This window comes from Chryseobacterium sp. MP_3.2 (assembly GCF_035984805.1).
Lineage (GTDB): Bacteria > Bacteroidota > Bacteroidia > Flavobacteriales > Weeksellaceae > Kaistella.
Map to the genome: position 1 here is coordinate 826,477 of NZ_JAXCHW010000001.1, position 13,157 is coordinate 839,633.

At 36.3% G+C, this 13,157-nt stretch carries 13 protein-coding genes; 7 read left to right on the forward strand and 6 right to left on the reverse strand.

The features are described 5' to 3' along the window. From RCH13_RS04045 to RCH13_RS04070, 6 genes are all read left to right on the forward strand, one after another. A complete protein-coding gene (locus tag RCH13_RS04045) occupies positions 1 to 453 on the forward strand; it encodes a DoxX family protein (protein ID WP_326985927.1) in 453 nt (150 codons plus the stop codon). Beyond that, a complete protein-coding gene (locus RCH13_RS04050) occupies positions 437 to 1,690 on the forward strand; it encodes an APC family permease (RefSeq protein WP_326985928.1) in 1,254 nt (417 codons plus the stop codon). Before RCH13_RS04045 ends, RCH13_RS04050 begins: the two co-directional genes overlap by 17 nt. A 306-nt stretch (positions 1,691 to 1,996) precedes the next feature. Next, entirely contained in the window at positions 1,997 to 3,355 is a 1,359-nt protein-coding gene (gene pyrF / locus RCH13_RS04055; RefSeq protein WP_326985929.1) for an orotidine-5'-phosphate decarboxylase, read from the forward strand. Positions 3,356 to 3,507: 152 nt separating this feature from the next. Then, positions 3,508 to 4,434 (forward strand): AEC family transporter, encoded by a 927-nt coding sequence (locus RCH13_RS04060; protein ID WP_326985930.1) that lies wholly within the window; start codon positions 3,508 to 3,510, stop codon positions 4,432 to 4,434. Between the two features lie 96 nt (positions 4,435 to 4,530). Continuing rightward, on the forward strand, positions 4,531 to 5,235 hold the full coding sequence (locus RCH13_RS04065) for a DsbA family oxidoreductase (RefSeq protein ID WP_326985931.1): 705 nt from the start codon (positions 4,531 to 4,533) through the stop codon (positions 5,233 to 5,235). A 116-nt stretch (positions 5,236 to 5,351) separates the two neighbouring features. Beyond that, entirely contained in the window at positions 5,352 to 5,852 is a 501-nt protein-coding gene (locus tag RCH13_RS04070; RefSeq protein WP_326985932.1) for a GreA/GreB family elongation factor, read from the forward strand. 100 nt (positions 5,853 to 5,952) lie between these two features. Here RCH13_RS04070 and RCH13_RS04075 read toward each other — a convergent pair whose 3' ends face one another. The 4 genes from RCH13_RS04075 to RCH13_RS04090 all read right to left on the reverse strand — a co-directional run bounded on the left by RCH13_RS04075 (position 5,953) and on the right by RCH13_RS04090 (position 8,096). Further along, the gene (locus RCH13_RS04075) at positions 5,953 to 6,120 is read right to left on the reverse strand and encodes a hypothetical protein (protein WP_326985933.1); all 168 of its coding nucleotides are present in this window, start codon (positions 6,118 to 6,120) and stop codon (positions 5,953 to 5,955) included. Further along, the gene (locus RCH13_RS04080; RefSeq protein WP_326985934.1) at positions 6,117 to 6,347 is read right to left on the reverse strand and encodes a hypothetical protein; all 231 of its coding nucleotides are present in this window, start codon (positions 6,345 to 6,347) and stop codon (positions 6,117 to 6,119) included. The genes RCH13_RS04075 and RCH13_RS04080 overlap by 4 nt, the downstream gene beginning before the upstream one ends. A gap of 128 nt (positions 6,348 to 6,475) precedes the next feature. Beyond that, positions 6,476 to 7,114, reverse strand: a complete 639-nt coding sequence (locus tag RCH13_RS04085; protein ID WP_326985935.1) for an MFS transporter — start codon at positions 7,112 to 7,114, stop codon at positions 6,476 to 6,478. A gap of 109 nt (positions 7,115 to 7,223) precedes the next feature. After that, positions 7,224 to 8,096, reverse strand: a complete 873-nt coding sequence (locus RCH13_RS04090; protein ID WP_326985936.1) for a DUF4846 domain-containing protein — start codon at positions 8,094 to 8,096, stop codon at positions 7,224 to 7,226. A gap of 75 nt (positions 8,097 to 8,171) precedes the next feature. Here RCH13_RS04090 and RCH13_RS04095 point away from each other — a divergent pair, with 75 nt between their 5' ends. Next, positions 8,172 to 10,991: an aminopeptidase gene (locus RCH13_RS04095; RefSeq protein WP_326985937.1), complete on the forward strand. Its 2,820-nt coding sequence runs from the start codon at positions 8,172 to 8,174 to the stop codon at positions 10,989 to 10,991. Positions 10,992 to 11,176: 185 nt separating this feature from the next. On the opposite strand, the gene RCH13_RS04100 is transcribed toward RCH13_RS04095, so the two are convergent. Further along, on the reverse strand, positions 11,177 to 12,022 hold the full coding sequence (locus RCH13_RS04100) for a lamin tail domain-containing protein (RefSeq protein ID WP_326985938.1): 846 nt from the start codon (positions 12,020 to 12,022) through the stop codon (positions 11,177 to 11,179). Positions 12,023 to 12,110: 88 nt separating this feature from the next. Continuing rightward, the gene (locus RCH13_RS04105) at positions 12,111 to 13,055 is read right to left on the reverse strand and encodes a T9SS type A sorting domain-containing protein (RefSeq protein ID WP_326985939.1); all 945 of its coding nucleotides are present in this window, start codon (positions 13,053 to 13,055) and stop codon (positions 12,111 to 12,113) included. Between the last annotated feature and the right edge of the window lie 102 nt (positions 13,056 to 13,157).

Here is a 13,157-nt window from a genome sequence, read left to right on the forward strand (position 1 = left end):
ATGACTGATCTCAAAAATAGAATTTTAAAAACTGATGCTTCTAAAGCAACAATTTTAATAAGATTAATAGTCGGAACTGTATTTCTCTCGGAGGGAATTCAGAAGTTTCTGTTTACTGAAATGCGAGGTGCAGGACGGTTTCAAAAGATTGGGCTGCCTTCCCCCGAATTTTTAGGAAACTTGGTCGGAATTTTTGAGATTATTTGTGGCATTCTCGTACTTCTAGGACTGACTACTAGATTAGCCAGTGTCCCCTTAATATTTATAATGATCATAGCCCTTGCAACTACAAAATCTGAAGTTTTTGCTGAGAAAGGTTTTTGGGAAATGATGCATGCAAGCCGTACAGATTGGGCAATGTTACTCGGTAGTTTATTCTTGCTCCTCAAAGGTGGCGGCTCCTTTTCCCTGGATTATTTTTTGTTAAAAAGGAATAATGCAAAAATTAAATGACAAAGATTTATTAAGATCGCTTACTTTAAAAGATGCTGTAGGCATAGGTTTGGGAGCGATCATCGGAGCCGGTATTTTTGTGGTGACGGGAATTGCGGCTGGCGTTTCTGGACCAGCTTTTCTGATAGGACTGTTAATTGCGGGAATTATTGCCACCTTTAATGCGTTGAGTTCTGCCCAATTGGCGGCTATTTATCCAAATTCTGGAGGAACTTATGAATACGGCTATATCTTACTCAATCCCATTTTAGGATTTTCTGCAGGATGGATGTTTCTGATCAGTAAACTTGCGGCAGCAGGAGTTGTCGCTATGGGATTTGGAAGCTATTTTTACCAACTCTTCCCCATTGGCTCCCCAATTATTTTTTCTGTGCTGGCTGTGCTTTTTCTGACCTTTGCTAACATTTTTGGGATTAAAAAAGCGGGGAGCTTAAATTTGGTAATCGTCGCTGTAACAATATTTTCCCTTTTATATCTTGCCGCAAGTGGAATTCCCGAAATAAAAATCGAAAACTTTAAACCCTTCGCACCGTTTGGAATAGCAGGAATTGCAGAAGCGGCCGCACTTTTATTCTTTGCGTTCACTGGATATGCAAGAATCGCGACCCTCGCCGAAGAAGTAGTAGAGCCCAAGAAAACGATTCCAAAAGCGATCATTATAACCATTGTTTCCTCCATTATTTTGTACAGTTTAATTTCTGTAGTTGCCATTGGCGTAATCGGTGCTGAAAATATGGCAAAAAGCACTTCCCCACTTCAGGAAGTGGCAAATGCGCTCTCAACGCCAGGAATTAAAAGTGTGATTACCATTGGAGCATCTACAGCAATGCTTGGAGTTTTGCTGAGTCAGATTCTGGGAATCAGTAGAATGATGTTGGCAATGGCTCGTAGGAGAGATCTTCCACCAGTTTTTGAGCGCATACATTCTCGCTTCAGAGTTCCGCACGTCGGGATCATTTTTACAGGTTTTATCATTTTAATTCTTACACTCGTGGGATTTTTTGAATTTATTGTGAGAGCTGCTACTTTTACTATTTTACTGTATTACAGCATTACCAATATTGCGGCAATTAGGCAACCAGAAAAAGATAGAATGTATAGCAAAATTATTCCCATTTTGGGTTTGATCGGATGTCTCGTAATGTCCATTTCTTTGCCCCTGAATGTCATTACTTCTGGCTGCAGTTTGCTCGTTGGTGGTTTTTTATTAAAATTTATTATTTATAAAATTTACTAATGACGTTTATAAAATTTAATCAGTGAATTTTTGAACAGAGATAATAGAATTATAAAATCCTAAATAATCCAGGTGATGGAGATCCTGATCATTATAATTAATTACCCCTATTGTGCCATGCAACAATCTGCACCCCGACTTAAACGGAGTTCTTTTTTGTAAATCCCGAGCCGAGCAATCGGATTGGGATTTGCAAAAAAAACGGGAGTGGAAGGCGGAAAAGGGCCCCAAAAAATTTAAAAAGGCAGGCGTACAACAATGATTTATATCCTAAAAATATTAGCTTTGTAATAAAGTAAAAAGTACATGGAAACTAAGAAGGAATTTTTTCTGGAGTGTTATAAACTCGGCATCATTAAGTTTGGCAGGTTTACCCTGAAATCGGGAATAGAAAGTCCCTTTTACGTAGATTTACGACCGCTCTCTTCGGACCCAAAAATTTTGAAAAAACTTGCAAATTATTTATTGGATATGCTTCCACTTGATAATTTCGATTTAATTTGTGGCGTTCCATATGCTGCACTTCCTATGGCAACTGCAATGTCTCTAGAAAGCTACATTCCTTTAATTATTAAACGTAAAGAGGCCAAACAATACGGCACTAAAAAAATGCTGGAAGGAATTTTCTCCAAAGGTCAAAATTGTTTATTGGTAGAAGATGTAATTACTTCTGGAACTTCTTTGCTAGAAACAATTCCCGAAATAGAAAATGAAGAAATTACGGTTTCAGATATTGTGGTGGTTTTGGACCGTCAACAAGGTGGTAGAGAAATATTAGAGCACAAAGGTTTCCGTGTTCATACGCTTTTTACTATTTCTGAGGTATGTTCCATGTTAAAAGAAGAAGGTCATTTAAGCGATGAGGAGGTAGGCAGAATTAATGATTTTCTGGCTGGAAATGCGGTAAGATTCGAGGAGGAAAAAAGACTTTCTTATGAGGAAAAATTAAAAATCTGTGATCATTCTGTGGCGCAAAAATTATTGAAGATTGCCCTGGATAAAAGATCAAATCTTATTGTTTCTGCAGATGTAACTTCTACACAAGAATTATTGGAACTTGCCGAAAAAGTAGGCCCACATATCGTCGCTTTAAAAACGCATATTGATATTTTACTGGATTTTGATCCAGATGAAACGATTTTGAAACTGAAAGATATTGCCACAAAATACAACTTCCTTTTAATGGAAGATCGGAAATTTGCAGACATCGGAAATACCCAAGAATTGCAGTTTGCTTACGGGACCTATAAAATTTCTCAATGGGCAGATTTAGTTACAGCACAAGTTATTGCAGGTTATGATTCCCTAGATTGTTTCCGAAATGTAGGCGTTGTAGCCATCTTGGGAATGTCCTCCAAAGGAACTTTAACAGATGCTAATTATAGAGAAGAAGCCACGAAAATTGCCATGTCTCATCCTAATGTTTTCGGTGGTGTGGCTCAAAATAAAATTCCAAATGAATTGCTTCTCTTTACCCCGGGAATTAATTTAGCGGATTCTGGGGACGGAAAAGGACAGCAGTACAATACGCCGGAACATGCTTTCTCACAATTAGAAACAGATTTCATCATCGTAGGTCGCGGTGTTTATAAAGCTGCAGACGCAGAAAAAGCAGTTTTAAAATACAAGTTTGCAGGTTGGGAAGCGTACGAAGCAAGTCTATAGAATATCTTTATTTACATTAAAGAAAATACTCCCGCAAATTATTCAGAAGAATCAGGTTAACGCAAAACCATCTACTTAATCTGAATAAGTTGCGGGAGTTTTATATTTTATTCAAACTGAAGTCAAAAAAAATCCCTACATAAAATCGAAATTTGTCTAATTTAATTTTACTTTTTCTCTGTTTATTTCTCGGAATTTTTCTGCGAAAAACGAAACTTTTCCCCGCAGATGGTCATTTGGCTTTAAACTCTTTCGTCATCACCATTTCCCTCTCGGCTCTTTCCCTCTATTATATTCCAAAAATTATTTTAGATGTTCAGCTTATTTTTCCCGTTTTAGTGCCTTGGTTAAATATTATTCTGGCTTTTTTCTTTTTCACCATCCTCGGCAAAAAATTAAAATGGTCTAAAACTACTATTGGCGCTTTGGTTTTATGTGCTGGATTTGGAAATACTTCTTTTGTAGGTATTCCTATTATTCAAACTTTGTATGGCGAAAACGGTTTAAAAACGGTAATGCTCGTAGATCAACCTGGCTCTTTTGTCGCTTTATCCACATTGGGCATTTTCTTCGCCAATTTTTATTCGGGAGAAAAAAGTTACGACTCAGAAATTTTTATAAAGATTCTAAAATTTCCGCCGTTCATTGCTTTTGTAGTGGCTTTACTCCTTAATATATTTAATATTTCAGTTCCTCTTGCTTTAGATGAAGTTTTCCTGGCTTTAGGCGCCACTACGGTTCCACTAGCTTTGGTCTCTGTGGGAACTCAATTAAAGTGGCAAAAATTAGAGGAGGAAAGTCGGCCTTTATTTTGGGGACTTGCTTTCAAATTGGTATTATTTCCGGCACTTATTTTTGTACTCTATTTTTTACTTCTAGATCAAAGAGGTGAAATTATTATAATCTCATTTTTAGAGTCAGCAATGGCACCCATGATTACAGCCGCAATAATTGCTTCCACGCACAAATTAGAACCAAAACTTTGCAACTTAATGGTCGGCATTGGAATTCCCCTCTCGCTACTGACCGTAGCATTATGGTATTTAATTTTACACTCTTCTGGATTAATGGTACGCTGAGATTTTAAGAGTTTTCCAGAAATAGACGCTTCTTATCTTATATCAAGAGAAAAATATTTTGAGATTTGTACCTTTGATTTTACTAAAATTACAATTATGAAAGTAGATATTTGGAGTGACATTAGATGTCCGTTCTGTTATGTTGGCAAGAAAAATTTTGAAAAAGCGCTGGAACAATTTCCAGAAGGGAGCAAGATTGATGTAAGGTGGCACAGTTTCCAACTGGATCCAGAGATGAAAACGCACCCAGAAAAAAATTCCATGGAGTATTTCTCCGAAAGAAAAGGAGTTTCTCCTGAAAAAGCAAAAGAAATGTATGCACACGTTTACAAAGCGGGAAAAGATGCGGGAATTGACTTTAATTTCGACCATCAAAAAGTTGCAAATTCTTACAGAGCGCATTTGCTTTTACAATTAGCTGCTGAAAAAAACGTAGCTAATGAAGCAGAAGAAGCCTTATTTATTGCCCAATTAATCGAGGGAAAAAACATTGATGATGAAGCAACTTTGGTTGAAATTGGTCAGTCTATTTCTTTAGATGAAAAAGATATTAAGGCTGCATTACAATCCGAAAAATATGGTGCTGCCATAGAGAAAGATATGATGTTAGCGCGGCAAATGGGTGTAAGTGGCGTTCCTTTTTTCGTTATTAATGATAAGTATGGGGTTTCGGGAGCGCAGCCAGCTTCTACATTCTCTGAAGTTTTGGAAAAATCTTGGGAAGAATTTTCGGCGGGAGATGCTGGTTTAAAGATTATTCATAGCGGAGAAAGTTGTGATATTGAGGGCAACTGCGATTAATATCCGAAGATCAATGAACTGAAAGCTTCCGAAATATTGTATTTCGGAAGTTTTTTTTGAATACCAATTGAATTTCTTTGGAATTGAAATTGCACTATTTCTTGAAATTAAACGAGATGAGTAGAGGATTTGTAAAAGAAGATGATCAAGAAGATATTCCCTTCGTTGCACCACGCGCAGATTTACCCGCCGGAACTGAAAATTTTGTAACACAAGCTGGATTGGATTTGCTGCTAGAAGAGAAAGAAATTATGCTGAAGGAACAAGATGTATTGGATTCTTCTCAAGAAAAAGAATATCGAATTTCTATAAATCACAGCAACGCCAAATTGCAGCTTTTACAGGAAAGAATTTCCTCCGCGAAAATCATTGACCCCAAAAAATTACCACAGAACGAAGTCCATTTTGGTGCAAAAGTCACCTTCAAAAATATCAGCAGTAATGCAGCACAAACTTTTCAAATCGTGGGTGTAGATGAAGCCAATATTGCACAGAAAAAAATGGCTTTCACAACTCCCTTAGCAAAATCATTAATGCACAAGAAAGTGGGTGAAGAATCAATCTTACACTTAGGAGAAAAGAAGAATACGTTCGAAATTTTAAAGATTGAATATTAATATTCTAGGAAAAATGATAAGATTTTGCAGATTGAGCTGATAAAAATTCTTCTTATCAAAAATCTGCTTGATATTCGGGATAATTTTTAATTAGTTAATCCTAAATCGTCTTCTTACTCGTCAGCAATTGTACGATTAAAATTAATCCAGAAAAGCCAAGTCCTACCACAGAAACTCTCGTCCAACCGAAGTAATTCCACGCAAGCGATCCAAAGCTTGTTCCAGCCGCGCCGCCGATAAAAAAACCAACCATGTAAATGGTATTCACGCGGTTTCTCGCTTCTGTATTCTTTGAAAAAACAATATTTTGATTGGCAATATGTACACACTTTGAACGCCTAAATCAATAAGCACAACTCCGATAATTAAACCAATAATGGAGTGTGGAGACAGGAGAAAAATGATCCAAGAAATAATGATGAGAACGCCTCCCAAAATAATAAGTTTGTGTTTCTTCACGCGGTTATTCAACTTTCCAACTACCGTTGCGCCCAATGCTCCAGCAATTCCAAACAATCCAAACCTCCAGCAACCGCACTTCCATATCCAAAAAATCTTCCATCAAGAATACAAAAGTCGTCCAGAAAGCACTTAAACTTCCGAAAGCCAAGGCACCAGCCAAATCAGCCAGTCGATGAAGATTCTGTGCGGAAATAAAACCAAAGAGATTTCATGAGTTTGCTGTAACTCTCCCCAAACTTGGGCTGAATAACGGGTAATTTCACATTGAGCAAAAAGAAAAGCAAAATCATCAGTCCGGCAGCACCGTAAAAAACCGTTCGCCATCCGAGATATTCGCCGACTAATCCACTTAAGACACGACTTCCCAAAATACCGATGAGCAAACCGCTCATGACAATTCCTATCGCTCTTCCACGACCATCATCATTGCTTAAATGTGCAGCCATTGGCACAAATAATTGGGGTAAAGTCGAAGTGAATCCAATTAAAAAGCTACTCATTATAAGTAAAACTAATGACTGGGATAGTGCAGCCCCCAAAAGTGAGAGGATCAAAATCAGAAAATTGAGTTTCATGATTTTGATGTTGTTAATTTTGTCACCCAGAGGAATGATAAACAACAATCCGAAGGCATACCCAATCTGCGTAGAGAGCGCAACATTGCTCACTTCGGAATCAGAAACTCCTAAACTTGTGGCCATATCATGCAGCAGAGGTTGGTTATAATATAAATTGGCCACCTCTAAACCAGCAGAAATACTGAGAAGATAAAGGATGGAATTCGGTAATTTATTTGGCATGACACAGAAATTCTAAAGACCCGCAAAATTAAATATTTTTTGACCATTTTTAGGGAATCATTTATTGTTTTACCTGATGATTGGCGGTTTTAAAAGCTATAAAGTGGATCTATTTCAAAGTATGAAATCTTTTAATGGAGGTAGGTTCGAACGTATATTTAGCCGTTACTGTTTTTGGCGAATTAATATCTAATTCATACCAAGGCGAAATTTTTGGATATTGACGATTCACCAAGACATGAATATCTTGAGCCGGCATAAAACTTTCTGCGAGCAAGAATAATCTTTTACCAGCATTATTTCTTGCCGCGCCCACAATAATCACCGAATGTCCTGGACTTCCCGGTTTGATGATAAAGTCACCCGCTTGAATTTGAGAATTGTCTGTGAGGGAATAGGATTCTTTGTTGAGGGAAATAGTTCCCGCATAACGAAAAATAAGGTTGAGATAGGTGCGAAAATTTTGATAAGAATCATCAACAATTTTCGTCTTATAAAAGGAGACTTTTCTGCGAACTTCTCTGGTTCTCACTCCATTTTTGTAATCATTCCAAGAAAAGAACTGTCCACTGGTAAATTCAAAACAAATCTCTTCAAAACGTTTATTTCCCCATAAATATTCCGCGTAAAATCGAATCCAGGCATCTGCACATTGCTGCAAATCTTTATCGCCCACATCAATTTTAAGCACTGCGATGTGATTGGTCTGTTTTTCAATCGGAACGGCATTAAAATCGCGCACCGGAAAACCGCGTGGATGAAGCGGAAAACTACTCATAAACTCACTAAAACTTCCTGGCAAATCTTTTTCCCAAACATATCCTTTCGGCGGTGTAAATCTGGTGCGGATAGTGGATTTGCTGTGGTCAATGAGCAAAAGCTGCGTAGTTTCTACCACTTGACTGCTGAACAATTGCAAATTGAGCAGGAGTACTAAAAATGGAAAGAGGCAAATTTTCTGCAAGGCATGATATTTACTCAAAATTAATTATAATTTCTAAATTACCTTAAATAAACTTCTTTTAAAAAAAACATCATTATATTTGGCCTTCTTACTATGAAAAAAGTTTTTTGGGGGATTATTTTAGGTTTTAATTTTGTTGCAGTTTCGGCGCAACAAGACAGTATTTACATTGAGGCTAAAATTTCTGAAAACAGCAGAGAAGTCCTTGTAAAGCAAGAAATCATCTACACCAACACCACAAATTCTCCGCAAGAAAAAATTAAATTACTGAACTGGATCAGTTCATATAAAAATCAAAACACGCCACTGGCGCTTCGAAAATTAGAAGATCGGAAAAGTGATTTGCATTTTGCCAGTGCAGAAGAATTAGGGGGCCTAAAAATCAATTCTATTTTCGTAAATGATTCTTTGATCACCATTGTGGATTCTAATCGGGAAAATATTTTCTTACCACTGGCAAAAAAATTAGGCGTTGGCGAAAAGGCGACGCTTACTTTAGACTATGCTCTACTATTGCCGCACTCCAAATTTACAAGTTATGGAAAAGAGGAGAAAAAATTCGCGCTCAAATATTTCTTCCTCGTTCCAGACGGCTTCAAAAATGAAAATCAAGATGAACGCTTTTACATCGACATAGAAGAAAATCAAAGTCCCGGGAATTATTGGCGCGTCAATCTGGATATTCCTACCCATTATTATTCTCAGAGCAATCTGCAGGAAGTACAGCCAAATTATTTTGAAGGAAATCTGAAAATTGACCCGGAATTTTACATCTCCGAAAATCAATTCCCGTCCATAAATACAAACGTGGAAGGAAAGAAAGTGGAGGTTAGCTTTGAATACTTTTTGACCCCAGAAGATGTAAGGAACTTAGAATTTTATCTGCCGCTTCATCTTAACTTTATTAAAAATAAAATTGGATTCCTGCCAGAAAAAATATTCATCAGCGAGAAATTTCGCAAGAGTGAAGATTTTGTGGGCATTAGTGATTTAAAATTTTGGAAATTTAAATATCAACTTTTCAGTGATGCAGAAAAAAATGATCTGAATTATTTCAGTATCATTTCTCAATGCATTATGGAGCAGTCCACCATTTTCAAAACCAATCAAGATCATTGGGTTCAAAATGGCTTAAAAACATATCTAGAAATTCAATATTTGGACAGGTACTACCCAGATGCAAAACTCCTTGGCGATTTACCTGAGGAGGCAAAAATATTTGGCTTAAAACCTTTGAAGTTTTTCTATGCCTCCAAATTAAAGTTGAGTGAACGGTATGGATTGGCTTACCAATACATCATGACGCAAAATTTGGATCAAAAAATTAATGAGAATTTTGAAAATCTTAGTAATTTTAATGCGAATGCAATCAGCCACTTCGAAGCGGGAAGTCTTTTCGATTTTGTAGCAGAGAAAATGGGAACGGAAAATTTTGACGAATTTTTAAAAAATTATCTGACAAAAAATAATTCTGAGCGCATTGATAAGCAAGACTTTTTAGATCAACTCACCCTAAGTTCTGGGTATTCTGCGGAATTTTTAGAAGATTTTATCCAAAGAAAAAACCGCGTTAATTTTAATTTAAAAAAATACAAGAAAGTCGGAGATAACTTTGAAGTTAAAATTTCTAAGAACACTGCTCAAAAAATACCTTTCAAAGTTGAAACTGAGACTGAAAGTGGGGATAAACAAACGTTTTGGTTTGATACCACGGATTCTACAGAACCCAAACTGTTCGTGATTCCACAGTCCGATGCAGAAAAAATAGTTCTGAACCGAGATTATATTTTCCCCGAGAAAAACTTTCGAGATAATTATTTGTATACGAAAGGCATTTTCGCAAATGCGAAAAAAATTAAATTGAAACTTTTCCGAGACATACCAAATCCAGAGTACAATGAGATTTATTTAAATCCGCGCTTTAATTTTAATGTTTATGATGAAGTTTTGGCTGGGCTCAATTTTAAGAATTCATCCCTTTTCGAGCGTAAATTTCTATATTCCATTACGCCTTATTACAGTTCTGGAACTGGTAAATTAACAGGATCTGGGTCTGTCTCCTACTCTTTTCAACCCGCAGAAAGTTTTTACCGGAAATTAGATGTTGGCGTTTCTGGTTCTTACTTTCATTATGATTACGATTTAACATATCAAAAAATTACGGCCTTCGCGAACATTAGTTTTAATAAAGATCCCCGAAGTGACATTGGAAGAAATTTAGGTTTTTCTTACAATTTCTTTGAGAAAGACTTAAATCCAGAACTTTTGCTGAACAATGAATATTCTAAGTACAATCTTTGGTATCTGGGTTATGGTTATTCTGATCGCAGTTTAATCCATGAAAAATATATTAGCGCAAATATGCAGTGGATGGAAGATTTCCAAAAATTATCTGGGGAAGCTTTTTACCGTTGGGAATTCGGCCAAGATAAAAAAGTAAGTTTTCGGTTTTTCGGCGGGTATTTTTTCAACAATGACACGAAGAATAATTTATTTGATTACGGAATTTCCCGCGTTTCTAATTATTCCTTTTCTTATGGATTACTGGGTCAAAGCGCCACTTCGGGTGTTCTCTCTCAGCAATTAATTGTGGCAGACGCAGGCTTTAAATCATATATTGGGACTACTGCAAACCAATGGATTACTGCTTTCAACGTAGATTCTCATGTTTGGCGTTGGTTTAATGTTTATGCAGATGCGGGCTTGTATAAAAATAAGAATCAAAATGCAGATTTCATTTGGGATTCTGGCGTAAAATTAAAGGTCATTCCAGATTTTCTGGAGGTTTATTTTCCCATTCAAAGTTCCTTAGGTTTTGAGCCTTCCTTTAAAGATTATGGTAAAAGAATTCGTTTTACTTTGTCTCTTAACTTTTCTGCAATTACAAGTTATTTAAGAAGAGGTTGGTTTTAAATTCAAACCTCACCTTTAGCTATTAAAATCGCTAGTTCATTTTCTTTAAGGAAATACTTTTATCCTTTATATTGAACCCCCCAAAACTGCTTGATATAAGTTCATTACTAAACAATTACAGCTTCGATAATCACAAAAAAAGCGAGTCCCAAAGGAATCGCTTTCTGTAATTTAAGGGAAGAATTTTAGTTCTTCATTACTTTCTGAGAAACTTTTTGTCCATTAATTTCCGCAGAGATGATGTACATTCCTTTTGGTAAAGAAGAAACATCTAATCTAGCGTTATCTGTAACTGAAGCGCTTTTTACAATTTGTCCGTTTGCACTGATAATTTGTACGTTCGCTTTAGCACCAAATACCAACGTATTTGTGAAATTAGAATTTTTTACCAAGGTAATTTTAATACCACTTACATCTGAAACTGCAAGCTGCGTAGAATTTTGCGGAGTTGGTGTTCCATTAATGAAATCTGCCGCATTGTTGTTTGTATCAATGCCATTTGTTCTGGAATCAGAAGTAGTATTGGTCATTACGGGAGCTGCACCTGCACCTTCAAAAAGATTAGCAGAACCTATACCTACAAAATCTAAAACATTAGCATCTGTAGGACCTGTAACTTGAACAAGATCACTCGCAAGAACAATTTTTAAATTAGTTCCAGACATTGCAAATCCAGGAGAGGTATTGGTTCCTGAAATAAAATTTGTTGGGATTGGAGCTACAAAATCTGGTGTTAAAGCAACGGTACCACCTGCACCTGCACCTTCTTGGATCAGATAAGTCTGACCTGGAGCCAAAGTAATGTTTGGAAGTGGGTGATATTGATTAAATGCTCCTGAAGCAGATGCGTATTGTAATGACGCGCCAGAAATAGTGGCCGATGCGGTCCCTCTATTGATTAATTCTACAAAATCATTGGTAAGTGTAGCTCCGGAGTTTCCACCACCACCATACACTTCATTGATTACAATTTGCGCACTACCCATAGTAGCAATCGCCGTTAAACTTAAGATTGTAAAGATTTTTTTCATTTTGAAAATATTTAAATGTTATCCCACAAATTTACAAAAAAAATGCTCCCTAAAGAAGGAAGCATTCATAATTAACAGTATCGTAAAATTACTTTTTAATAATTTTTTGAGAAACTGTTTTCCCATTTACAATACCTGTAACGATATAAGTTCCTTTTGGTAAAGTGGCAACTTCTAATGAAGTATTCTCATTAACAGAAGCAGTTTTTACAATCTGTCCATTCATATTTACCAATTGTACGTCTGCTTTTGCAGCGAACATAATTGTGTTTCCAACAATTGTGTTTTTTACTAAATTACTTTTCGTTGCGTTTACAACTGAAGCAGCTAACGTAGTAGCAGAGATTGTATTAGCAGATAAATTATCAATAGAGATATTTCCTGTTCCAATTGTAGCATTCCCCGCTTCTCTGATTGCAACGGAAGCCAATGTAGTTGGAGCTGCTGAAGTTCCAGAAGAATTTGTTAATAATGATTGTGCGTTAACTTGCAAAGTTGCAACATTTGTTGGAGTAGCCAAAGTATTATCAATTGTGTAATTTACCACAATATTTGCTGCTGTTCCATAAGGTAGTTCAGTTCCATAAGTTGGAAGAGCACCAGCACTAGAATTATTTAAAATTCCCAATGTATAACCAGTCGCACTACCTTTTACATATAATCTTGCAAAGAAAGATGTTACTGATGATCCTGCAGTAGATCCAAACATTAAAAAATAATCTCCAGCTGTAGTAAGTCCTGTAGCATTTGCAATATTTATTGTTGCAGAATAATTTGCCTCATTTTTCTTACCAGCTTCTACCGAATAACTGGTTGTAAATGCTTTGTTTACATCTTCAGAATTACCTGCTACCAACTTAGCAGCGTTTCCATCAGACAATAATTGTCCCGCAGTACCACTGTGTGTAGCCCAACCATTTGCATTTAAGGCACCAGTGAAACTAAAATTTTCATTTACAACTTGCGTTGCAGTTTGAGCATTAACAGTAGCAGCTACAATTACTGCTGCGAATAAAGAATAGATTTTTTTCATTTCTTGAAAATTTAAATAATTAATAATTAATCCCGCAAAAATACGCCCTTTTTTATAAATTTCAAACTAATAATATTAATAAAGTGTTAAGAATGCAAAAAC